The sequence below is a fragment of the Streptococcus intermedius SK54 = ATCC 27335 genome (assembly GCF_000413475.1).
Lineage (GTDB): Bacteria > Bacillota > Bacilli > Lactobacillales > Streptococcaceae > Streptococcus > Streptococcus intermedius.
In genome coordinates this window covers 54,210-76,586 of the sequence record NZ_ATFK01000004.1, presented here as the reverse complement: position 1 = coordinate 76,586, position 22,377 = coordinate 54,210, and the positions used below count along the sequence as shown (strand labels likewise).

Genomic DNA, 22,377 nt, shown 5'->3' with positions numbered 1-22,377 from the left:
CAACCTCCTACATCACGATTGTACCAGTCTCAAAAACTGGACCGTCTTCACAAACCCGCTTATTGACTGCTTGGTCCTCACCAACAACATGAAGTACACAAGCATAACAAGCCCCCATTCCACACGCCATTCGTGATTCCATAGAAATGTAAGCTCGCGGATGACTGCAAAATGTTTCATTTACATATCTGAGCATACCAGGAGCTCCGCAAGCATATACCGCAGTAAAATCTTCTGATAGCTCATTCACAATGGAAGAAACATAGCCTTTGCAGCCATAAGAACCATCATCTGTTGTTATCAGGACACGACTATATTTTTTCAGTTCTTCTTCCAGAATGACAACTGCTTTTGTTGCGAATCCAAGAACTGAAGTGACCTTCACTCCCTTGCTATGTAATTCTTTTGCCACTTGTAGCAAGGGGGGAACACCAATTCCACCTCCTATAATTAAAGCTGTATCTGCAATACCTAAACCAGATAAATCAAAACCATTTCCCTGAGGCCCCATAACGTCTAACTGAAAACCTTTTTCCAACCGAGAGAAGAGTTCTGTACCTGCTCCCTCTATCCTGTAAATAATCCGACAGATTTTCCGTTCTCTGTTAATCTCTGAAATCGAAATAGGACGACGTAGAAGCTTTGTATCATCTGGAACTCGGATATGCAGAAATTGTCCAACCTGCATCTGGCCAACCATTTCTCCTCGTAAATCCATGGCAAAAATTCGTGGAGCAATTTTCTCTTGGTGCACAATGGTCATCTTTTCCAACATGATTTTTCCGAGTCTCTTCTCGCATGAGCTGCTTGTCATTTCTACCTCATTTCTTTATTAAAAAAGACCTTGCATATACACAAGGCCTCACGAAAATAAAGAGTCGGTTTTCTCACTCTTCCTTCACCCGAAACCTTGGAAGCCTCGCTGGACTTTCTTAAAGGTTGAATTTAATCTATTTTACAACTTCAAATGTGTTTTGTCAATTCCAATATGATAAAATAAGCTTATGAGAATTCAACAATTGCACTATATTATTAAAATCGTCGAGACTGGCAGCATGAACGAAGCTGCCAAGCAACTCTTTATTACCCAGCCTAGTCTGTCCAATGCAGTGCGCGATTTGGAAAATGAAATGGGCATTGAGATTTTCATCCGCAATCCCAAAGGTATTACTCTGACCAAGGACGGCATGGAATTTCTCTCCTATGCTCGTCAAGTGGTAGAACAGACTCAGTTATTAGAAGAACGTTACAAAAATCCAGTTGCCAATCGAGAGCTTTTCAGCGTCTCTTCTCAACACTACGCCTTTGTAGTCAATGCTTTCGTTTCTCTGCTCAAAAAAAGTGATATGGAAAAGTATGAGCTTTTCTTGCGCGAAACACGAACTTGGGAAATCATTGATGACGTCAAAAATTTCCGCAGCGAGATCGGCGTTCTCTTTCTCAACAGCTACAACCGCGATGTCCTCTCTAAAATGCTAGATGATAATCACTTGATTGCCACACATCTCTTTACTGCCCAGCCACATATTTTTATTAGCAAGAGCAATCCTCTAGCAAAGAAGAAATTGGTCCAATTATCGGACTTAGAAGAGTTTCCTTACCTCAGCTACGATCAAGGGACCCATAATTCCTTTTACTTTTCAGAAGAAATTCTATCGCAAGAACACCATAAAAAGTCCATCGTTGTCAGCGACCGAGCAACTCTTTTTAATCTTTTGATTGGTCTTGATGGCTACACTATTGCAACTGGTATTCTAAATAGCAATCTCAATGGTGACAATATTGTTTCTATTCCGCTAGATATTGATGACCCCATTGAGCTGGTTTATATTAAACATGAAAAAGCTAGCTTATCTAAAATGGGGGATAAATTCATTAAGTATCTGTTGGATGAAGTTCAATTTGATAAATGAATTATCAAAACCGGTTCCATAATTTCTAAAGTAGTTTTACCCACTACAGAAATTACAGAGCCAAATAAGATAGCTGCTTAAAATTCATTCCATTTCCTCCTGTACTTATTTGATTTTATTATATCGTGAAATAGCAATAGCAGGAAAAAACGTTGAAAGGCTGTAATGTGTAGACATTGCAGCCTTTCTTAAAAAATGAGCAAAATACTACTCAATGACTACTTCCACATATTTTGCTTGCCCTAAAAAAGAGACCGGACCTAAGTTCAGTCTCTTTTTTATGCTAATATGATTATATTTCTTCTGCGACCAATCCTTCTCCTAATAGTGAGTAACGTTCTGCTTGTAAATTCTTAATCGTCCACAAGGCAGCAAAACTAATCAAATAAAGGGCAGCTAAGAAAATCATGACCATTGAAACGCTCGAGATATCTAAAATTTTACCAATAATCACAGATGAAAATCCTCCAATTGCTCGGCCAACATTTAAGATGACATTATTAGCCGTGGAGCGAATATGAGCTGGATACAATCTCGTAATCATCGCGCCATAACCCGCAAACATACCATTGACAAAGAAACCAACAATCGCACCACCGATAATCATGGCAGGCATTGAATTGGCAAATTGGAAGAGGTAAACACACATGGAAGAAGATAGAAGAAAGATTGAATAAACAAATCTCGGGCCCCATTTATCAAGGATTTGACCAAAGGTGAGCATTCCCAGACACATCCCTAAAATCGTTGAAACCATCCAAAGTGAGGAATCTTTTACAGAAATATGCAAACTTGTTTGGATAATGGTTGGAAGCCAGTTCATCATACCAAAGTAACCCGCAATTTGTACTGTTGTCATGACCATAAGCGCTACTGTCTGAGCCGTTAGAGATGGTGTTTTAAACAATTCACTCATTTTAACAGACTGGCGCCCTTCTGCTTTTAATGTCACATTGCCATTATCTCGGATATGATCATCATCAATCGCTAACATCATCCACAAAACCAAGGCAATAGGCGCAAGTCCAAAGAGGAACAGCCCTTTCCATCCAAGTGCGGGAGCTAACCAACCTGCTAAAAGTGCTGAAGTAATAGAACCGACTTGCCCTGCAATTCCATTCAAAGATGAAATGCGCCCCATTTTTCCAATAGGAACAATACCTGCCATAATCGCGATGGCAACTCCATACTCTCCACCAACGCCTATCCCAGCGATAAAACGCATGAGATATAGATAATAAATATTTTGTGTAAAGTAAATCAATCCTGTTGCTAATGAAAAAATAACAATCGTCCATTTGAAGACCTTGAACTTGTGATAGCGGTCAGCCAATAAGCCAAAAAGCAAACCTCCAACCAACATTCCCAGATTGGTAATTGTTGCAATCCAGCCTCCTTGCGCTCCAGTAACACCTAATTCTGAAATAATAGATGACATCGAAAAAGCTAAGAACATGACGTTTAAATCGTCCGTTCCTGATGCAACAATCGCAGCAACCAGTGATCGCTTATTATTTTTGTCTAAAGACATGCACATCCTCCTTAATTGTAGCTCACAGACTACATTTATTAATTGAATACAGCCTAAAAATCAAAGAGCTCAGGAAATCCCGAGCCACAAGTTTACAGTAAAATAGCAGATTAGCGCGCTAATCCATTTTAATGATTACTTTTATGTCTCACAGGACATGATTAAAGTTGTATTTAATTGCATTAAGTATAAAATAGATTGAAAGATTTGTCAAGAGATTTTAGGCAATAGTTTTTACGCATTCTCTATTCTCTCTACTGAAAGTTCTAAAATGAAGTTAGCTACTCAAAAAGTATTAAAAAACATCTCAGGGAATTGTTAAGAAAGTTCTGAGACTTTATATCGAAAAGCACATGTTTGAGGAAAACAAAAAGATATTTGATGGAGTATTGTGATAAAACAGTCTAAAAGCACTCAATTCTCCAAAAAGAGAACGAAGATCGTTCTCTTAAAAGTTGATATTGCCATTAAACCACTAATTTCTTTGGTTCCTCTTGGTTTGTTTGTCTATAAGGCGTTCTTGGATTAACGACACAACTTCATCATTGGTTGGCAAGTCAGAGTGTTGTGCATCTTCTCCTGTGACAGTAGTTTCTGTATAGTGAGCTGCTTGTCCTTGATAGATATACTTACCAGCACTTACACTTGTATCAGGAACCAATTCATCCGAATCATAAGTAATAGTCCCTGCTACGGAGTACATCGCTAAGGTCCTAGGAATATTTTTACGATTCTTAATAAAGTCAGCTAACATTTCTGTTTTGTTATTAATATTTGTTTCAGTAAAATTATAAGGCGTTCCGATTGTCATTAACTTTTTTAGATTCACATCATAATCTCCAAGATAATTCTCGATAAATGCTGTATAAATCAAACCGCCATTAGAATGCCCCAATCCTTTAAAATTATTAAAATTATATTTTCCTTGCAAGTCCTCGAACGCAGCGTTAACCATTTTAGCTTGCTTTTTGATATTACTATAACCATCTTTATTATTTTCAAATCCAATAACAATAATCGGCTCATTGTCATTAGCAGCAATCGAACCACTATAAGTAATCCATCCATCGTTCCATACTTTCACTTTAAGTAAACTATGCTTAACCCCACGACGTCTTTGATTTAGTTTCTGAACCAAACCATCGAATCGATTTTCTGTAGCAGAACTTCCCGGTATCATAATGATTGGCGACAAACGAGCATTATAAAATTTAGCAATTTCATCGATATTTTTTCTTGTCCAACTATAAGAAGGGACTGCTAAAACAATGAGGAATATTAAAACTGTTAGCAAAACAAGTTTTACTTGTTTAGTCATGCTTACCTCCTTTCGGATCTATTCGACGAAGTTCATCATGAATCTGATCATTAAATGTAACGAACGGAAGATATATCATGACATCAATGATAAAAATGAAAATCCCAACTGCTAGAGATCGCAAACTTCCTCCTGTCCCAATGAAAGCATATAGTACACTCGGTGCTCCGCTAGGAACTGGATACACAGCTGGTGGCATTAATCTGAAATAAAGAAAAATACTAGCTATAAAGACATTTATCATGGGTACAAGAATAAAAGGAATCAAAAAAAGAAAGTTGAAAAATATAGGAATGCCGACCATGAAGGCAGCGGCATGATTAAAAAGAGAAGGGAAAATACTTTTCAAACTAACAACACGATCTTTGTCGCTACGGGATTTCCATAAAATAGCAACCAAGAGTGCCAATCCTCCACCAAGTCCTGCAAAGGCACCATAGGCATCATAAAGATTTGTTGAGGAAAAGAGATAAGGAACTCCTCTCGTCGTATGGTGTTTTAAAGCATAATTAAGATTATCTAATGCAAACGAATCATTGATAAAAGGAATATTGTTGAAGAGATTGCTATTTCCAATCCAAGCACTAAAAGTCCGTAAGGCAGTGTTCATTTCAATCACGAAGATATTATTTCGATTAACAATTAAGTTTGAAAAAAAATTAGAAATGGTCGAAAATACATTATAACGATTACCTAGGAACAGAAAGAAACTGCAAACAAGTGCTAGAGACAAAGAAGAAAGAATGGGGCGAACTGTTTTTGGACGATAAACAAAATATTTATCCACGATTTGATCATCACTTGGACTTGAAAAGCGAAAAATTTGCCCTACTATATAACCCATCAATATAGCAATTACTAAATTGATATTGACAGGAAGGCTGATTCTCGTCAAGGCGCCATCTTTTAAAAGTACGGAGAATAACTTTCGCGAATGAATTAACAAGCTAAAAATAAAAGCAGTAATTCCTGCCGTTCCTGTGCTACGTCCATAGTGACCAGCCGTATATTTCGCGCTAAAATAAGTCGCTAAAGGGCCCGCCATCCCACCTATCAAAACAGTACAGTTTGTCAAAACCAATCCAATTGTCGAAAAATACGGAAACCAAGAGCGAACGCTGAATAGGTTGTTAATATAACCATTTACTGAAAAAACCGACTCTGACAAAACCATTGTTGTCGTTGTTAGCAAGAAAAAAGGAAATAGTGATACCAAGGTTTTTTGCGTAATTTTAATAAAGCTATTCCGTCGAAAAGCAATCATCTTTTTCAGTAAATATTGATTTACAAATTTTTTTCTACCTAATTTATCAAAGATCATAGCTTGATTGTATCATAGTTAAAATAACAATTCAATCAACTTTGGCAAAAATCAAACGCTAACTATTCTGTTAAACAAATATAACCCATCTTCAAGACTTTTTATACAAATCCAAAAGGCTCAGATAAAATCTAAGCCAGTTAAGTCATCTTATCCTACTTTTCTTGTAAGATATTTTTGTGACTGTGCAGAAAGAACACTAACAATCGTCCCTATAGCACCGGCACCTGTGAACAATAATAGTAAGCCAAGATTTGTCCAATAAGAGATATGTACTTCATTTCCTTTCAAAATATAATTTGTCAAATAAGTAAAGGCAGTAAACACATCTAAACTTTCGGCTTTTGCAAGCTGAATTGCATAGTCAAATTGATGTGCAACCAACATCATCACAAACATAAACACGACACTGATTGCAATCCCAACTTTGGATAACTTTTTACCTAACAATTCATATCCTTTGATTGTACAAACACCCATGACAATACCTGAAACAACAGCTACATAACCAAGTTGTGCAATCGCTAAGGTTACAATTCCTCCTATCAAGCTCCCTAGAAAAGCTCCGACAGTTCCTGTTAAGATGCTTCCCTTTTGATGATTATAAGATTGATTTTCGATAGACAGATTTGAGCTTATTTCTTGAAACGCTTCTGGTGAAAGTAGCAAAAGATTTCCTCCAACTTGATAAAGATCTACTTGTCCTGCTTTTCCAGTTTGTTCACACACATTCGTAAAATTTCGTTCCTTCAAGAAAGAAAGAATATCTTGTAATCCCTGCTGAATATGTGCACGTGTTTTTCCTTTAGTCATACCTGCTTTAGTGTAAAAAGTTGCTTTATATAAATTAACCTGATAGGTTTTCAAATCCTTAGAAGCTTTTATTAACTCTTTACATTCTTCCAAAAAAGGCAACGCTTCGCCATTTTTTACCGAACAACAAATACGATATTGATTTTTTTGGTCAGCTTGTTCAATATACAAAGTATAACCCTCTTTGTGCCCCCAAATAACAGATGCTACTTCATCAAACTGCAATCCCAACTCATCCGCAAATGCCTGCAAATCAAGTTTATTCATAATTACACCCCTTTATATGTTCTTCATATATTATAGCATGTTTTGGAATAAATATACAAGGGGAATTTATTATAGAAATATAAAAAGAGTTGCAAGAATATCAACTCTTTAGTCTATCTTATTTTTCTACTCGAACCCCTTGGCAATCAATTTGAAGTTCAAAAACTTGTCCTTTAAATTGTCGCTCTTCTATCTTCTCTTTTAGTGTATTCGAACGCTCTTTTGGTACTAGAATCATCACAGTAGGCCCTGCTCCTGATAGATAAGTCGCATACACACCATTTTCTTTTGCCATCATCTTGATTTTGGGAAATTCCTTAATCAAGCCTTGGCGAAAATGTTCGTGGAAACGATCAGACTCAATAGCTTGTCCCGCTGCGACCATGTCTCCCTTCATTAAAGCAGCAATTGCTACATTTGCTATCGAGCTTGCAGCAACAGCTTCTTGATAAGATAACTCTTTTGGAAGAACGCCACGGCTATCTTTTGTGCGCAATTCATAATTTGGGATGTAGGCAATAAGGCTTACTTCTGGAAATTTCGTCACAACTGTTGAAACTTCTCCGTTTACATAACTAGAAATCGTCAAATTACCATAAATAGCAGGTGCCACATTATCTGGATGACCTTCAATTTTCGTCGCAAGATTTAACTTTTCAGTATTTGATAACTGCAAGTTTGCTAATTGATTAGCAAGTTCAATCCCTGCAACAATAACAGAACTAGAAGATCCCAAACCACGCGCCAAAGGAATATCGGTCGTCATTTTTAAATGATGAGGTCGGATGGCTGGAGCAATTCGACGCGCTACTTTAATCAACAAATTCCGTTCATTTGAAGGAATACGCCGCCCTAAATCATGCTCAATAATCCACTGGTCACTTTTTCCCAAAACTTCAATAATCAGATATTTACTGACAGCTACACCAACCGAATCAAATCCCGGTCCAATATTAGCACTCGTTGCAGGTACAATAATTTTCATTCTACTCTCCTAGTACTTTGAATGTATTCAATAATTTAAAACCAGAAGTTGCCTGCAACTTTCGAGTGACATTTTCTAGTTGTGTTTTGTTGACAGCATGGGTGATAATCACAACGCGTGCAGTATTTCCGTCTGTTCCTTGCTGTAAGATTTGCTGCAAGGAAACATCCTCAGTATTAAAAATTTCTGCCAAACGTAAAACTTGACCTTTCGAATCCGGTGTCAATATTGAAAAGTAGTAAGGACTCTTAATATCTTCTCGTTTAGCAAGAACCAGTTCACGTTGAAATTCATTAAAGGCTTTTCCAACTGTTCCTTCATTGATGCGCCGAACAATCCGAATGATATCTGCTATGACACTTGTTGCAGTAGGTTTCTGACCAGCCCCTGGCCCATAATACATCGATTCGCCAACTCCAAGAGATTCCACATAAACTGCATTCATCACACCATTTACACTAGCAAGAGGGTGAGATTTTGGTAAAAAAGTCGGTGTGACTTCTGCAGCAAGGCCTGATTTTATTTCTTCAATAGAACCAACTAATTTGACAACATAGCCTAATTGCTGCGCAACTGTTACATCCTCTGGTGTAATCTTGCGAATGCCTTGATGAGCAACATCTTCAAATTTAACTGTCATTCCAAAGGCGAATTGACTCAAAATAACCATTTTATAAGCAGCATCAATGCCATCGACATCATTAGTTGGATCACTTTCTGCAAATCCAAGTTGTTGCGCTTCAGATAACGCTGCTTCATAAGACCAACCTTCTTCTACCATTTTAGTCAGCATGAAGTTGGACGTCCCATTGACCACACCGAGAAGACGCGTAATTTTATCAGATGCTAAAGAATTAACAAGTGTGCGTAAAATCGGAATTCCTCCTGCTACCGCCGCTTCATAGTAAAGAGCCACCTTATTTTTATTAGCAATTTCAAGCAACTCCGCACCATGAACTGCTAACAAATCTTTATTTGCAGTAACAACATGCTTACCCGCCTCTAATGCACGTGTAATAAAGTTTTTTGCTGGTTCGATACGCCCCATTAACTCAACAACAATGCTTATTTCCTTATCATTTAAAATTTCGTCAATTGTCGTAACAAAATTAAAATGATTCCCAGCTGCTACCAAGCGCTCTTTTTCAGCAATATCTTTCACCAATACTTTCGTAATTTCAATTTTTGAGTGAGCTGCTTGCACAAGCTTATCACTATTTTCCTTCAATAAAAACGGAATGCCACTAGCAACTGTCCCAAAACCAAGTAAAGCAATTTTTATAGACATGACCACTCCTTGAGATTTATATGCTCTTTATTATAGCAAAGAAACTAATTTATTTCTAGTAAGCAGACGTTACCATTTCTATAACAATAATAGACATCTATTTTTTAAAAAATTTATAAGCGGATAGTCAGAAATATGATAAAATAAATATAGTGATTTAAAAGTTAAAAAGGAGTTCAATATAATGGGCAAACATTCTGGTAATCGTTCTGTACGAAATCGTATTCGTAAGAGGAGACAACGACACGCTATTATTAGTCTCCTCTTATTAGCCATTCTAGTAATTGTAGGGACATTCATGTGGAAACACTCTGGAGTAAATCTCGCTAATAACCAAACAAAATCTGCTGTTTCAACAGTAAATAAATCTTCTTCCTCACAATCAACAGCTAAAAAGACAATGGACTCTAGTCACAAAAAGACTAAAATCAAATGGGTGAAACAGGATCAACCGGTTAAATTTCCTATTTTGATGTATCATGCGATTCATAATATGGATCCTTCTGAAGCAGCAAATGCAGGTTTAATTGTCTCACCAGAAACATTTGAAAGTCATTTAAAAGCCTTAAAAGATGCTGGTTATTATACTCTTACTCCAGAAGAAGCATATAAAGTTTTGACTGAAAATGTCCTTCCGGAAAATAAAAAAGTCGTTTGGTTGACTTTCGATGATAGTCTAAGGGATTTCTATACAAACGCCTTTCCATTGCTTCAAAAATATCAAATGAAAGCAACAAACAATGTCATTACTGGCTTTGTCGAAAATGGGCGCGAAGATATGCTAACTCTGCAGCAAATCAAAGAAATGAAAAAAAAGGGAATGTCTTTTGAAGATCATACGGTTAACCATCCGGATTTATCCCTTGCAAATGCAGAGACACAAACGACAGAATTACAAGCTTCCAAACAATACCTAGACAATAACCTTTCACAAAATACGACAACAGTTGCATATCCTTCAGGGCGTTATACTCAAACAACGACACAGATTGCTGAAAGCCTTGGTTATAAAATGGGATTGACAACCAACAACGGACTGGCTTCTCTTAATGACGGACTTTTGACCCTCAACCGTGTTCGCGTCAATCCGACAACAACTGCACAAGATTTATTGAATGAAATTGCTACAAACTGAAAAATAGGACTTAGCTCAAAAACGAGCAAGTCCTATTCTTTTTTCTTTTGTGCTAATTTCTCACGCTCCAAACGAAACTTTCTGTTCGGATTGAGTTTGTTAAAAAGTTTTTTGAGCTTTTCTTCATTCCAGACATCTGCTGCAGAAACAAAATTACCATTTTCATCACGAAAGGATATCGGTTTATCACCCACAGTATCACTCCTTTCTAATCCACAAATTCAAATTCAAAGTTGCCGATACGAACCAGATCTCCATCTTTTGCACCACGAGCTCGCAAGGCTTCATCTACACCCATACCACGCAATTGACGGGCAAATTTCATGACTGCTTCCTCACGGTCAAAGTTCGTCATAACAAAAAGTTTTTCTAATTTATCACCTGAAAGTACCCAAGCTGCATCGTCATCACGTGAGATGTCAAAAGCAGGAGCATTCTCATCAAAGCCATAATAAGCTTCCTCTTCCATTTCAGACTCATCATAAAGTAAAAATTCAGGAGTTTTAGCTAGTAATTCTGCAGTCGCATCTAACAGCATTGATAATCCTTGTTTGGTCAAACTTGAAATTGGAAAAATCTGTGGCAATTCATCAAATTCATCATAATTTTCTGCTAATTTTTTCTTAAATGTCTTCAAATTTTCTGCACTATCAGGCATGTCCATTTTATTAGCTACAATAATCTGCGGACGCTCCATCAAACGAAGATTGTATGATTCCAATTCCTTATTGATTGCAAGATAATCTTCGTAAGGATTACGCCCTTCACTAGCTGACATATCAATGACGTGCAAGATGACACGCGTTCGTTCAATATGGCGAAGAAACTGTGTTCCCAATCCCACTCCTTGACTTGCACCTTCAATCAATCCAGGCAAATCTGCCACAGCAAATGATTCACCAGACTGCGTTCGAACCATTCCAAGATTAGGTACAATTGTCGTGAAATGATACGCTCCAATTTTCGGTTTAGCGGATGTGATAACACTGAGCAGAGTTGATTTCCCAACAGACGGGAAACCAACTAAACCAACATCTGCTAGAATTTTTAATTCCAACTGTAGCTCACGTTCTTGACCTGGTTCACCATTTTCAGAAATTTCTGGTGCTGGGTTTTTAGGTGTTGCAAAGCGGATATTGCCGCGACCGCCGCGACCGCCGTGCGCCACGATAAATTTTTGACCATTTTCAATCAAATCTGTTAGGATTTTTCCTGTTTCGGCGTCACGAACCGTCGTCCCTTGCGGCACATAAACAATCAAATCTTCCGCACCACGACCGTGCATTCCTTTGGTCATTCCTTTCTCACCAGACTGAGCTTTAAAATGACGATTATAACGAAAATCCATCAGGGTACGAAGCCCTTCATCTACGACAAAAATGACGTTGCCGCCACGACCGCCATCGCCGCCCCAAGGACCGCCATTGGGGACATACTTTTCACGACGAAATGCTACCATACCATCACCGCCATTTCCAGCCTTGACTTTAATCTTAGCTGTATCTAAAAACATACTCATATTTTTCTCTTTTCTCGATTTTCACTTTAAAAAAACGCTCTTTCAAGCGTTCGAGGACTAGAAATTACTCAGAGCACCAAGCGCACTTGCAAAGATCGCTCCAACAGTTACCAACAACATGATAACAACTACAATCAAAGTCAATTTTTCGAATCCTGTTTTTTTCCGTTGTCCATTATCACCAAAAGCCACAATATTACCTCTATGTATTTAATTTGTTCTCTTAATTGTAACATGAAGGTGAGAGTTTTTCAAATACTAGCTGAAAAGAATGCATTTCAATTGCAAATTTCCGCAAAGAAAAATCCAGCAAACTTCCTACTGGATTTTGGTATCAAACATTGTAACTATCAGGATTGTCAAAGACTGTTTTCAAGTTGTTTCTATCATCATCTTAACATAAGGCAACTCACCCTAAATTTTTATATTTTATCATAAAATGAGCATTATTTTACAAGGCCTATAGACTCAATGAAGCGCATAAAAGCCGCTTGACCTTCTTTTGTTCGCTTGTAAACACCCGCATCTTCCAAGACGCGTTTAAAAATCCGACCGACTGAAGCACGCACGATTGTTTGCGCTGATTCTAGTGTTACATCTGGATGATGAGCTTTTAACTGGTCAGCCCATGCTTGATGATAAGGAGCCACTTCTTCTCTTTGTCCCAAAAGAAATTCTTCAACTTCTTTTAATTCATTTTTCAAACGAGGTGGAAGAATCGCTAAGCCCATGACCTCAATCAAACCAATGTTTTCTTTCTTGATATGCTGAACATCTTTATGAGGATGATAAATACCGTCCGGATGCTCTTTGGATGTTTGATTATCTCGAAGAACCAAATCTAATTCAAACTTGCCCTTTTTTCGCCGAGCAATAGGAGTAATAGTGTGATGTTGCTCACCATTTGACTCAGCTAAAATCTGAACAGTCAGATCAGAGTATGCACGCCATTTCTGTAAAATCGTATCCGACAACTTTATTAATGCAGCTTTATCAGTTGATTTCAACCGCAAAACCGACATAGGCCAGTTGACAATACCAGCTTCTACGGTTTCAAATCCCACAAAGGTGAAAACTTTGTCCAGATTTGCTTTTTCCATAGGAAAACTATGCCTTCCTCCTTGATAATGATCATGTGTGAGAATAGATCCTCCCACGATAGGAAGATCAGCATTAGAACCTGCAAAATAGCTCGGAAAAATTTCTACAATGTCCAAAAGGCGCTCAAAAGTAGCACGACTGATAGTCATAGGAGTATGCTTGCTATCTAAAAAAATGCAATGCTCATTAAAATAAGCATAGGGCGAATACTGAAAGCCCCATTCTTGCCCGACTAAGTCAAAACGGATAATTCTATGATTAGATCGTGCTGGATGATCTAGTCGGCCTTGATATCCTTCATTTTCAAAACAAAGCTGACAGGCTGGATAATGGCTCGTTTTGGCCTTCTTAGCTGCTGCAATCTCTTTGGGATCTTTTTCTGGTTTAGAAAGATTGATGGTAATCTCCAAATCCCCATATTCAGTAGCTGTTTGATAGGCAATATTTTTAGCAATGGCTTTCAATTTAATATAATCGTTGCACTTGCTGAGCTCATAAAAATTAGCAATGGCCTGCTCAGGAGCTTGTTCGTAGGTCTGCCAAAATTGTTGATTTAGCTGACTAGGAGCTGGGGTGACTAAATCCATCAACTTTGCCCCAAGAACATCCTGTTCTGCATGAGTCGAATCAACATTCCCAGTTGCTAAAGCAATTTTTAGTAAATCATCTTTGAGATCAATTAAACCACTTGCTGATGTTTTCTGTTTCTCAGCCTCTTCCCCAATTAGACCCATGACACGATTTATCAAATAGGTTCGATCCATTTCTGTAAAAGAACTATTTGCTATGACCTCTGTTACAAAGTCATCTAGTAAATTTCCTGCCATTATTTTTCCTTTCTTTCATAGAAAAGGCTGAGATCTTCATCGGCCTCTCTTTGCTAGTACGTAACACATTACTTAATCCAATAGACAGCTACCGCCGGCTACTTCTGCGATGTAGAAGCTAGGTGCATAGCCGACAACCTCTTGATACTTAGAGCCGACATTTTCCTTAAAAGTATCCACAGCATCCTTACGCACTAAAGCAATAGCACATCCGCCAAAGCCAGCCCCAGTCATACGAGCCCCCAGAACACCTTCTTGCTCCCAGGCTGTGTGAACCAAGGTGTCCAGCTCTAGACCAGTCACTTCATAGTCATGCTCCAATGAAACGTGGGAAGCATTCATGAGACGGCCAAATTTTTCAAGATCGCCTGCCTGCAAAGCTGCCCGTGCTTGCAAAGTACGTTGATTTTCTAAAACAGCATGGCGAGCCCGTTTGAGACGATTTTCGTCTTCAATCAGATAGCTGTATTCGTCAAAGGACCACTCGTCCAACTCGCCTAAGGTTGCGATAGACAGCTTACGATTGAGCTCTTCAACAGCTTTTTCACACTCAGCACGGCGTTCATTGTATTTAGAGTCCGCAAGTTCACGGCGCTTATTTGTATTCATGATAACAACCACATTATCCTTAAGTTCAAGCGGTACTAAATCATATTCAAGTGTATTGGTATCCAGATAAATCGCTCGTTGATCTGCTCCCATGCCAATAGCAAACTGATCCATGATTCCTGAATTCACACCAATAAATTCATTTTCCGTTTGTTTACCGATTTTTACTAAATCTAAACGGTCTAATTTTAAATCAAACAGTTTCTCTACAGTAATTCCTGTCAATAGTTCCAATGAAGCTGACGAAGAGAGGCCTGAACCATTTGGAATATTCCCAGAGACATAGATATCCATTCCTTTATCAATGATATGTCCTGCTTTCTGTAAGAAATAAATAACCCCTTTTGGATAATTCGTCCAATTGTGCTTCTTGTTGAAACAAAGATTTTCTAAAGAAACCTCAATGATTCCTTGTTCTTCAAAGTTCGCAGAATAAAAACGGAGTTTCTTGTCTTCACGCTTACGCGCTGCTCCATAAGTTCCTAATGAAATAGCTGCAGGAAAGACATGCCCGCCGTTGTAATCGGTATGCTCACCAATCAGGTTAATGCGACCTGGTGAGAAGAATGTATGATCTGCTTCTGTTCCAAAAACTTTTTCAAATTTTGAACGCAATTGTTGAATAGACATAGTAGTTGACATAAGAGGTCTCCTTTTTATATGGTTTTGTAACCGTTTTAGTATCTTTATTATAAAATATCATCAGTAAAAGTTCAAGTATTTTAGTAAATTTTTACTATGTGTAGTTATCAAATAAAGCTATAATCAAAGATAAAATCTATTCCCAAAAGGGCTTTCTCTTTTACTAAATATTTTTTGTATTTTACTAATTTTTAAGGTATAATATACTTATTCGTTAAAGAGAGAATAGGGAAAATAATGGCAACCATTAAAGATATAGCAAACATAGCTGGTGTCTCTCCAGCAACTGTGTCACGCGTTTTAAATCATGACAAATCAATGTCTGTCAGCGATGAGACGCGCCAAAAAATATTTGATATTGCAGAAGAACTACAGTATAAAAAAATAAAACGAGGAAGCAATCGCAATTCCCGCAATCGTAGAATTGCGATTGTAGAATGGTACACCGAAGAGGAAGAACTAGATGACCTCTACTACTACGCTATTCGACTTGGAGTAGAAAAAAAATCTCAAGAACTAGGCTATAATGTTATACGTTTTTTCAATAATGAAGAATTAAATCATCTCGATCAAGTTGACGGTATCATTGCGATTGGAAAATTCAGCCCTCAAAAGATAAGGGAACTAGAATTCTATACAAAACACCTTGTTTTTATTGATAGTAATACACTTGCCTATGGACATAGCTGTGTGATGCCTGACTTTGAAAATTCTGTTATAGCTGTTCTTAATCACTTCTTAGAAAAGGAACACCAACAAATTGGACTGCTGATTGGTCAAGAACAAACTTCTGACAAAACCACTACTCTATCCGATCCACGCTTGCTAGCATTTAAAAATTACCTAACTAAAAAACAACTCTATCAAGAAAAATATGTCAAAATAGGAAACTTTTCATCTGAATCAGGTTATTCTATGATGAAAGAATTGATTGAAAATTTAGGCAAGCAACTTCCGACTGCATTTTTCATAGCAAGTGATGCTTTAGCTGTGGGTGCACTTCGAGCACTGCAAGAAGCAGATATTCCTGTGCCAGATCGTGTTAATGTAATTGCTTTTAATGATACGTCTATTGCCAAGTACGTCTATCCACCACTCAGCACGGTTACTGTCTTTACAGAGGAAATGGGCAGACAAGGACTACAACTGCTGCATGAGAACTTTCAACATAGTGAACCATCTATTCCACGCATGATTACTCTCGCTACCAAATTAACCCTAAGAAAGAGCAGCTTATAGACATGAAAACATATGAAATTTTATTTGATATTCTTAGCAAAGAGTCTGACTATGTCAGTGGTGAAAAATTAGCACAAAAGTTAGGTATTTCACGTACTTCTATCTGGAAAGCTATTCAGCGCTTGGAAAAAGAAGGGATTCACATTGAATCCATAAAAAATAAAGGTTATAAACTCATCTCTGGTGACTTGCTGATTACTAAAAAAATAGAAGAAGCCGCTCCCATCCAAGTTTCCTTCAATCCAAACTGCAAATCCACTCAGTTGGATGCCAAAGCTGGTATTGAGGCTGGTAAGCCTGCAAATACGCTCTATCTTGCTTCTTCTCAGACAGCTGGTCGTGGACGCTTTGGCAGAAGTTATTTTGCTCCAGAACAAGGAGGAATTTATATGACGCTTCACTTGAAGCCCAATCTGCCTTTTCCACAAATTCCCGCCTACACTGTCTTGACTGCTGGAGCCATTTACAAGGCCATCAAAGAGCTCACTTTAATGGAGATGGAAATTAAATGGGTGAATGACATTTATTACAAAGGTAAAAAAATAGCTGGTATTTTAACTGAAGCTATTACTTCTATTGAGACGGGGCTGGTAACGGATGTAATTATTGGAGTAGGCATCAACTTTGCCATTGCTGATTTTCCAAAAGAATTACAGCATAAGGCTGCCTCTCTCTTCCATAAAAAACATCCTATCACGCGAAATGAACTTATTAGTGAGATTTGGAAAAATTTTTATGAATGTGACCCAGATGAGCTGATTTATCTTTACAAACAGCATTCCCTTGTCTTGGGTCGGACAATCACTTTTTACCAGAACGATCAAGACTATAAAGGAATTGCCAAAGAAATATCAGATCATGGCCAACTATTAGTTCAATTAGATACAGGCCAAGAAATGTGGCTAAATAGTGGTGAAATTTCTTTAACAAGTTGGTAAAGAAAAGAAGGGAATAAGTTGATTTTTACTCAACTTATTCCCTTCTTTTTTTCAGCACAAAATCAATTCCTTTTATTTAACCATGTGCATATTTTTTTGAATCAAACAAAAGAAAAAAGGTTGAGGATTTTTGTCACAACCTTTCTGCTTATTTTTTACGTTTGATATGTTTATCAATTTCATCCACTATTTTTCCCATGACGTAGCTCACTTGTAAATTGCGAATGACTAGAAATGCCCAAAAAACAGCAAATAAATAGTGTCCTGACATTATTGCTTCGTTAAAAAAATAGGTTTCAATTGCCGTAAAAAAAGCTGTTGTAAGAAATTGTTGTCTTGTCATAATTCTATTATAGCACGAAAAAATAGAAAAATCTAAATTCAGTCCTCATTCAGTTCAATATCTCTTCTATAGACTTTGAGCGAAGTGATTTTTAAGGTCTGGCAATCCCGGCCTTATTCTTATTTATGTAACTTATCCATATTTGGTAAAGCCAAACAATGCTTAATAATATATAGCCTAAGAAAAAGTCCTATAACAAATACAGCTATAAATGATGGAATTCTGGGAAGGTGAAGAATGGTTATCAACAAATAATAAGTCACGCCAACACCAAAAGAAAACACGGCATAAATATCCTTTTTCAAAACACTAGGCACTTCATTACTTAGCAAATCACGGATAATTCCACCACCAACTCCTGTTAAAGTTGCTAACATTCCAACTGCCATCATATTTTGTTGACTACTATCTAAAACTGTTGCCCCAATCAGCGAAAAAATAACTAAACCAACAGCATCAAATACTAAATTTGCCCATCGTAAAAATAAGTAAAAACTCTTAGTTTGTATATTATTTAAACGCCTATTGATAACGAAAACATACATAACAAGTGCAACTACAATTGACAGATAAATAGAACTTGGATCAGATAAAGCAAATGGAAAATGACTAATAATGCTATCTCTCAACATACCGCCGCCTACTGCGGTTACAATGGCTAAAAGTGTGATTCCAAAAATATCCAATTTTTTATCAAAGCCCTTAATCGCGCCTGAAGCTGCAAAAGCTATTGTTCCAATATAATTGCAAATCAGAATAAAGGTATCAAATTCCATACATTATGATTCTTTCTTTTTAATATCTTGAATATATTTATAAATACTAACTTCTGACATTCCAAATGCTTCTGCCATTTTTGAAACAGATTCTTTCAAATCAAAAAATCCTTTTGTATACAAAGATTGAACAATCGCTACTTTTTCTACCTTCGTAAGTTTTGTTTTTGACAAATCTTTTCCTTGTGTTTCTCTAAAAATAACATCGTCAATCAAAGATTCTGCTGTTGCATAAAAATTCTCAACAATATTTTCCTCCTCATGTATTTTCTCTTTTGAAGGAGTTAAGCTATTATTCAGAATCTCCAAAGTAGATTCCAACATATATTTTAGGTTCATTTCTTTTGATTTATCTGCATTTATACAAATCATCCCCAGCAGTCCATCTCGTTTGTCTTTTATAAAAAAACTGGATGAATATAGCTGTCTTCCCGATTCTGTTTTCGTTCGATAATTGACTAGAAAATTTGTCTGTTTATACAATTTTGACTGTACAATATCTAATACAAAATCCGTTGCTGGAGCGCCAACTTCTCTATTTGAGAGATTATTACGGATGTAGACCAAAGAGTGGTCGAATCCTTTTGTAAGATCTTGTAATACTACTTCAGTATCTTCTCCAAGAATTGCTGATAGAAAATCTAGTAAAGGAACATAGATTTGCAAACGTTTATCCATAATCGTCATCCTATTCATTGCTTTATCTTTGTTCAGTCTATCACATTCATCTTTAAATCACAAATGTTTAAGATACTTTAGTGGAATATCTATCTCATTTAGTTAGTAAGATTCTATTGCTACATACATGCTAACTCTGCTATCGCTTGCGCATAGATGGCAGTTGCTTTTAATAAATCTGCTACAGGGATATGTTCATCAGCTTGGTGCATGGTATCCTGCGTAGTTGGAAAAAGCGCTCCAAACGCTACACCTTCCTTCAGCAATCTTGCATAGGTTGCACCTCCAATAACCCGTTCACTCCCTTTTTGACCAGTTTGCTCTTCATATATATCAAGTAGTTTTTTCACCAATGGAGAACTTCCAGACACATAGTGAGGGGGTTTTTGCTCTATGACTTCAAACTGTTGTGATTCCTCTCCAACTTGAAGAATCGCTTTAGTCATCTCATTTGGAGTTATACTTTTTGGATAACGAATATCAATCACTAATTTACCGCCATGTTGCAAATTGAAGTTGGCTAAGCCAAGATTTATAGTTAAATCTCCCATTTGCTCATCATGGTTAGCAATTCCTAATTTCATTCCATTATGAGAGAGATGCAACAAATCACCTGCTGTATATAAAAATGAACTTACATGTCTTGAACCAAAGTCATAATGTTTTAGAAATGCTGCTAAATAGGTTGCAGCATTGATCCCCTTTTGCGGAGATGACCCATGGGTAGACTTACCGTGTAAAGTTAGATGAAGTTGATTGCCTTCAATAGAACATTCTCCTAATAACCCTTGCTGATCTAAATAAATTTCATAATCTATAGCTAATTTTGTAATTTTATCTCCGACAAGTATTGCTTGGGCTAATGCTGGTACCATGTTTTCCTTTAAGCCTGCTGTAAATTGTAAAAGTTGATATTTAGCAATAACTTGTTCCGCTTCATAATGGAAAATCAGATGCGCTACACCTTTCTCACCATTAACAATTGGAAAATACGCATCCGGTACAAATCCTTGTTCTGGTAATGTAGCTTGTTTTTGGTAAGATGTCAAGCACTTCCAGTCCGATTCTTCATCCGTTCCAATGATCATTTGTACTTGTTTTTTCGGAGTAAAACCTAATTCTTTGAGTAATTTCATCGCAAAGAAAGCGCAAACCAGTGGGCCTTTATCGTCCAAACTTCCTCTCGCATAGAGTTTGCCGTCTTTATAAGTCGGAACAAAAGGATCAGTCTTCCAATCATCACCTACGGGTACTACATCAACATGCCCAAGAATTGCAAAAGGCTCTAAATCATCTGCTCCCCAATCAAGTCGTCCTACCAGAGGACCAAAATCACGAGGAGTAAAACCAGCTTCTTGTCCAATTTTCATCATCTCTACCAAAGCACGTCTGGATTCAATCCCAACTGGACAATTCGAATTTGCATTCATTTCATTTCTTACTGAGGGAATACGCAATAATTTCTCTAATATCTCCAATAGCTCTGCTTTGCGCACCAATACTTCATCAAGCCAATCTATTTTTGTTTTTTCCATATTTATCTTTCTTTCTATACAAAAGGCACAAAACATCTAAAATATTTTATGCCTCATTCTGCATTTTTTAATCTGCTAATGCCTGTTCAAAATCTGCTATCAAATCGTCAATATTTTCAATGCCACAAGACAAACGCAGGAGTCCATCAACTACACCTTGTTCTTCGCGTTCTTCTGGGCTTAGACAGGCATGTGACATTGTTGCCGGATGAGAGAGAATGGACTCCACACCACCTAAACTTACAGCAAGAATGGGAATCGTCACTTTATTTGTAAATGTCATTAAATCCTCACAACTTTCCAATTCAAAAGATAAAACCGCTCCACCATCTTTTGCTTGATTCATGTGAATATCATGATTTGGATGTGTCTTTAATCCTGGATAATGAACTGTTTTAATCTTGGGATGCTGTTTTAAAAATTCTGCCATTTTCTGAGCGTTACTGACTGCGTGATCCATACGAATCCCCATTGTTTTCATACCACGAAGAATCAACCAAGCATCTTCGACTCCTAAGATTGCACCAAAATTCTTCTGAAATAGTTTCAAAGTTTCATAGTGTTCTTTTGAATTTGTCGCAACCAGACCTGCAACTACATCACTGTGACCATTGATAAACTTAGTAATGCTTTCTACCACAATATCCACACCAAGTGCCAATGGCTCTTGAGACAAAGTCGTCATAAATGTATTATCCGCCACAGTAATCAAATGATATTGTTTCGCTAAATCAACTAAAGCACGAATATCACATACTTTTAACAAAGGATTTGATGGTGTTTCTAGATAAAGCATACGTGTATTCTCTTGTAATGCTCTCTTTACTTGCGCTAAATCCGCCATATCCACAAAGGTATAGTCTATCTGATACTTTGACAAAATCTTGGTTACAAACTGGCAAGTACCACCATAAACTTCCTTTGGAAAAATAACATGGTCTCCTGCGTTGAGTAACATGAGCACATTTGAAATTGCCGCCATGCCAGATGAAAAACTGACAGCATAATTTGCATTTTCAAGAGATTTCAAACCATCTTCTAACGCTTCAACTGTCGGATTTGAAAAACGAGTATAGAGATACTGTTGACAGTCATCGTACAAACACTGATTATGAAACGTTGATGTTTGGTAAATTGGAATCGACGCAGCCCCTGTATAAGGATCAATCACTTTGTAACCATGCAATAATTTTGTGTTCTGTTTCATTCTGCTACCTCTGCAATAGCTTCAATTTCTACTAAGGCACCCATTGGAAGAGCACCAACTTGAAAGGCTGTACGTGCTGGATAACTCCCTTCAAAGAATGATTGGTATACTTGATTAAAGGTAGCAAAATCTTCAATATTTGCTAAAAAAACCGTGGTTTTAATAATATGTTCCATAGATGAATGATTATCTTCGAGAATTGAACGGATATTCTTGAGAGATTGCTCTACTTGCCATTCAACTGAATTTGGCTGATCAATTTTCCCGGTTTCACAGTTAATCGGAAGTTGACCCGATGTGAAAATGAGATGACCTACTTGACTGGCCGGAGAATAACTTCCCACAGCTGCTGGAATGCTTGTACTTGTTAAACGTTTCATATTTATAACCTA

At 37.2% G+C, this 22,377-nt stretch carries 22 protein-coding genes; 4 read left to right on the top strand and 18 right to left on the bottom strand.

Going from position 1 to position 22,377, the window contains the following annotated elements:
• Positions 1-7: 7 nt before the first annotated feature.
• Complete coding sequence (locus tag HMPREF1654_RS05790) at positions 8-814, bottom strand: dihydroorotate dehydrogenase electron transfer subunit (protein ID WP_014829699.1); 807 nt, start codon at positions 812-814, stop codon at positions 8-10.
• Positions 815-1,004: 190 nt separating this feature from the next.
• On the opposite strand from HMPREF1654_RS05790, the gene HMPREF1654_RS05785 reads away from it, so the two are divergent.
• The gene (locus HMPREF1654_RS05785; protein WP_003076507.1) at positions 1,005-1,913 is read left to right on the top strand and encodes a LysR family transcriptional regulator; all 909 of its coding nucleotides are present in this window, start codon (positions 1,005-1,007) and stop codon (positions 1,911-1,913) included.
• A gap of 292 nt (positions 1,914-2,205) precedes the next feature.
• Here HMPREF1654_RS05785 and HMPREF1654_RS05780 read toward each other — a convergent pair whose 3' ends face one another.
• From HMPREF1654_RS05780 to HMPREF1654_RS05755, 6 genes are all read right to left on the bottom strand, one after another.
• Positions 2,206-3,444 carry an MFS transporter gene (locus tag HMPREF1654_RS05780; protein ID WP_016670400.1) on the bottom strand — a complete coding sequence of 413 codons (1,239 nt, stop codon included), beginning with the start codon at positions 3,442-3,444 and terminating at the stop codon, positions 2,206-2,208.
• 475 nt (positions 3,445-3,919) lie between these two features.
• The gene (locus HMPREF1654_RS05775; protein WP_003076861.1) at positions 3,920-4,762 is read right to left on the bottom strand and encodes an alpha/beta hydrolase; all 843 of its coding nucleotides are present in this window, start codon (positions 4,760-4,762) and stop codon (positions 3,920-3,922) included.
• Complete coding sequence (locus HMPREF1654_RS05770) at positions 4,755-6,083, bottom strand: PTS sugar transporter subunit IIC (protein WP_003076799.1); 1,329 nt, start codon at positions 6,081-6,083, stop codon at positions 4,755-4,757. The genes HMPREF1654_RS05775 and HMPREF1654_RS05770 overlap by 8 nt, the downstream gene beginning before the upstream one ends.
• A 150-nt stretch (positions 6,084-6,233) precedes the next feature.
• On the bottom strand, positions 6,234-7,163 hold the full coding sequence (locus HMPREF1654_RS05765) for a hypothetical protein (RefSeq protein WP_003076485.1): 930 nt from the start codon (positions 7,161-7,163) through the stop codon (positions 6,234-6,236).
• A 118-nt stretch (positions 7,164-7,281) separates the two neighbouring features.
• Positions 7,282-8,148: a homoserine kinase gene (gene thrB / locus HMPREF1654_RS05760; protein WP_003076405.1), complete on the bottom strand. Its 867-nt coding sequence runs from the start codon at positions 8,146-8,148 to the stop codon at positions 7,282-7,284.
• 1 nt (position 8,149) lies between these two features.
• Positions 8,150-9,436, bottom strand: coding sequence for a homoserine dehydrogenase (locus HMPREF1654_RS05755; protein ID WP_003076339.1), 1,287 nt, complete (start codon positions 9,434-9,436; stop codon positions 8,150-8,152).
• A 184-nt stretch (positions 9,437-9,620) separates the two neighbouring features.
• Between HMPREF1654_RS05755 and HMPREF1654_RS05750 the strand changes: the two genes are divergently transcribed.
• Positions 9,621-10,571, top strand: a complete 951-nt coding sequence (locus HMPREF1654_RS05750; RefSeq protein WP_003072517.1) for a polysaccharide deacetylase family protein — start codon at positions 9,621-9,623, stop codon at positions 10,569-10,571.
• Positions 10,572-10,603: 32 nt separating this feature from the next.
• On the opposite strand, the gene HMPREF1654_RS09950 is transcribed toward HMPREF1654_RS05750, so the two are convergent.
• From HMPREF1654_RS09950 to HMPREF1654_RS05730, 5 genes are all read right to left on the bottom strand, one after another.
• Positions 10,604-10,765, bottom strand: a complete 162-nt coding sequence (locus HMPREF1654_RS09950) for a hypothetical protein (RefSeq protein WP_003076943.1) — start codon at positions 10,763-10,765, stop codon at positions 10,604-10,606.
• Positions 10,766-10,779: 14 nt separating this feature from the next.
• Positions 10,780-12,090 carry a GTPase ObgE gene (obgE, locus tag HMPREF1654_RS05740; protein WP_003076600.1) on the bottom strand — a complete coding sequence of 437 codons (1,311 nt, stop codon included), beginning with the start codon at positions 12,088-12,090 and terminating at the stop codon, positions 10,780-10,782.
• 57 nt (positions 12,091-12,147) lie between these two features.
• The gene (locus tag HMPREF1654_RS09820; RefSeq protein ID WP_003024272.1) at positions 12,148-12,282 is read right to left on the bottom strand and encodes a DUF4044 domain-containing protein; all 135 of its coding nucleotides are present in this window, start codon (positions 12,280-12,282) and stop codon (positions 12,148-12,150) included.
• 254 nt (positions 12,283-12,536) lie between these two features.
• Positions 12,537-14,018, bottom strand: a complete 1,482-nt coding sequence (galT, locus tag HMPREF1654_RS05735; RefSeq protein ID WP_003076938.1) for a UDP-glucose--hexose-1-phosphate uridylyltransferase — start codon at positions 14,016-14,018, stop codon at positions 12,537-12,539.
• A gap of 72 nt (positions 14,019-14,090) precedes the next feature.
• Complete coding sequence (locus HMPREF1654_RS05730; RefSeq protein WP_003076688.1) at positions 14,091-15,269, bottom strand: galactokinase; 1,179 nt, start codon at positions 15,267-15,269, stop codon at positions 14,091-14,093.
• 237 nt (positions 15,270-15,506) lie between these two features.
• Here HMPREF1654_RS05730 and HMPREF1654_RS05725 point away from each other — a divergent pair, with 237 nt between their 5' ends.
• Both HMPREF1654_RS05725 and birA read left to right on the top strand, forming a co-directional pair.
• On the top strand, positions 15,507-16,508 hold the full coding sequence (locus HMPREF1654_RS05725) for a LacI family DNA-binding transcriptional regulator (protein ID WP_003076445.1): 1,002 nt from the start codon (positions 15,507-15,509) through the stop codon (positions 16,506-16,508).
• Positions 16,509-16,510: 2 nt separating this feature from the next.
• Positions 16,511-17,446 (top strand): bifunctional biotin--[acetyl-CoA-carboxylase] ligase/biotin operon repressor BirA, encoded by a 936-nt coding sequence (gene birA / locus HMPREF1654_RS05720; RefSeq protein ID WP_003076332.1) that lies wholly within the window; start codon positions 16,511-16,513, stop codon positions 17,444-17,446.
• 148 nt (positions 17,447-17,594) lie between these two features.
• On the opposite strand, the gene HMPREF1654_RS05715 is transcribed toward birA, so the two are convergent.
• The 6 genes from HMPREF1654_RS05715 to HMPREF1654_RS05690 all read right to left on the bottom strand — a co-directional run bounded on the left by HMPREF1654_RS05715 (position 17,595) and on the right by HMPREF1654_RS05690 (position 22,365).
• Entirely contained in the window at positions 17,595-17,789 is a 195-nt protein-coding gene (locus HMPREF1654_RS05715; RefSeq protein WP_003072499.1) for a DUF3272 family protein, read from the bottom strand.
• A 119-nt stretch (positions 17,790-17,908) separates the two neighbouring features.
• Positions 17,909-18,565 carry a trimeric intracellular cation channel family protein gene (locus HMPREF1654_RS05710; protein WP_003072497.1) on the bottom strand — a complete coding sequence of 219 codons (657 nt, stop codon included), beginning with the start codon at positions 18,563-18,565 and terminating at the stop codon, positions 17,909-17,911.
• Positions 18,566-18,568: 3 nt separating this feature from the next.
• Positions 18,569-19,243 (bottom strand): helix-turn-helix transcriptional regulator, encoded by a 675-nt coding sequence (locus HMPREF1654_RS05705; RefSeq protein ID WP_003072495.1) that lies wholly within the window; start codon positions 19,241-19,243, stop codon positions 18,569-18,571.
• A 119-nt stretch (positions 19,244-19,362) separates the two neighbouring features.
• Positions 19,363-20,778 (bottom strand): dipeptidase PepV, encoded by a 1,416-nt coding sequence (gene pepV / locus HMPREF1654_RS05700; protein WP_003076892.1) that lies wholly within the window; start codon positions 20,776-20,778, stop codon positions 19,363-19,365.
• A gap of 67 nt (positions 20,779-20,845) precedes the next feature.
• Complete coding sequence (locus HMPREF1654_RS05695; RefSeq protein ID WP_003072489.1) at positions 20,846-21,985, bottom strand: trans-sulfuration enzyme family protein; 1,140 nt, start codon at positions 21,983-21,985, stop codon at positions 20,846-20,848.
• Positions 21,982-22,365: a RidA family protein gene (locus HMPREF1654_RS05690; RefSeq protein WP_003076321.1), complete on the bottom strand. Its 384-nt coding sequence runs from the start codon at positions 22,363-22,365 to the stop codon at positions 21,982-21,984. Before HMPREF1654_RS05690 ends, HMPREF1654_RS05695 begins: the two co-directional genes overlap by 4 nt.
• Positions 22,366-22,377 lie beyond the last annotated feature (12 nt).

Bases quoted from the DNA above. Each gene is read 5' to 3' on its own strand.
- HMPREF1654_RS05690 (WP_003076321.1), bottom strand. From the start codon at position 22,365: ATGAAACGTTTAACAAGTACAAGCATTCCAGCAGCTGTGGGAAGTTAT.
- HMPREF1654_RS05775 (WP_003076861.1), bottom strand. From the start codon at position 4,762: ATGACTAAACAAGTAAAACTTGTTTTGCTAACAGTTTTAATATTCCTC.
- thrB (WP_003076405.1), bottom strand. From the start codon at position 8,148: ATGAAAATTATTGTACCTGCAACGAGTGCTAATATTGGACCGGGATTT.
- birA (WP_003076332.1), top strand. From the start codon at position 16,511: ATGAAAACATATGAAATTTTATTTGATATTCTTAGCAAAGAGTCTGAC.
- HMPREF1654_RS05710 (WP_003072497.1), bottom strand. From the start codon at position 18,565: ATGGAATTTGATACCTTTATTCTGATTTGCAATTATATTGGAACAATA.
- HMPREF1654_RS05765 (WP_003076485.1), bottom strand. From the start codon at position 7,163: ATGAATAAACTTGATTTGCAGGCATTTGCGGATGAGTTGGGATTGCAG.
- HMPREF1654_RS05705 (WP_003072495.1), bottom strand. From the start codon at position 19,243: ATGGATAAACGTTTGCAAATCTATGTTCCTTTACTAGATTTTCTATCA.
- HMPREF1654_RS05750 (WP_003072517.1), top strand. From the start codon at position 9,621: ATGGGCAAACATTCTGGTAATCGTTCTGTACGAAATCGTATTCGTAAG.
- HMPREF1654_RS05770 (WP_003076799.1), bottom strand. From the start codon at position 6,083: ATGATCTTTGATAAATTAGGTAGAAAAAAATTTGTAAATCAATATTTA.
- HMPREF1654_RS05715 (WP_003072499.1), bottom strand. From the start codon at position 17,789: ATGACAAGACAACAATTTCTTACAACAGCTTTTTTTACGGCAATTGAA.
- HMPREF1654_RS05755 (WP_003076339.1), bottom strand. From the start codon at position 9,436: ATGTCTATAAAAATTGCTTTACTTGGTTTTGGGACAGTTGCTAGTGGC.
- HMPREF1654_RS05725 (WP_003076445.1), top strand. From the start codon at position 15,507: ATGGCAACCATTAAAGATATAGCAAACATAGCTGGTGTCTCTCCAGCA.
- obgE (WP_003076600.1), bottom strand. From the start codon at position 12,090: ATGAGTATGTTTTTAGATACAGCTAAGATTAAAGTCAAGGCTGGAAAT.
- HMPREF1654_RS05785 (WP_003076507.1), top strand. From the start codon at position 1,005: ATGAGAATTCAACAATTGCACTATATTATTAAAATCGTCGAGACTGGC.
- galT (WP_003076938.1), bottom strand. From the start codon at position 14,018: ATGGCAGGAAATTTACTAGATGACTTTGTAACAGAGGTCATAGCAAAT.
- HMPREF1654_RS05780 (WP_016670400.1), bottom strand. From the start codon at position 3,444: ATGTCTTTAGACAAAAATAATAAGCGATCACTGGTTGCTGCGATTGTT.
- HMPREF1654_RS05790 (WP_014829699.1), bottom strand. From the start codon at position 814: ATGACAAGCAGCTCATGCGAGAAGAGACTCGGAAAAATCATGTTGGAA.
- HMPREF1654_RS05695 (WP_003072489.1), bottom strand. From the start codon at position 21,985: ATGAAACAGAACACAAAATTATTGCATGGTTACAAAGTGATTGATCCT.
- pepV (WP_003076892.1), bottom strand. From the start codon at position 20,778: ATGGAAAAAACAAAAATAGATTGGCTTGATGAAGTATTGGTGCGCAAA.
- HMPREF1654_RS05730 (WP_003076688.1), bottom strand. From the start codon at position 15,269: ATGTCAACTACTATGTCTATTCAACAATTGCGTTCAAAATTTGAAAAA.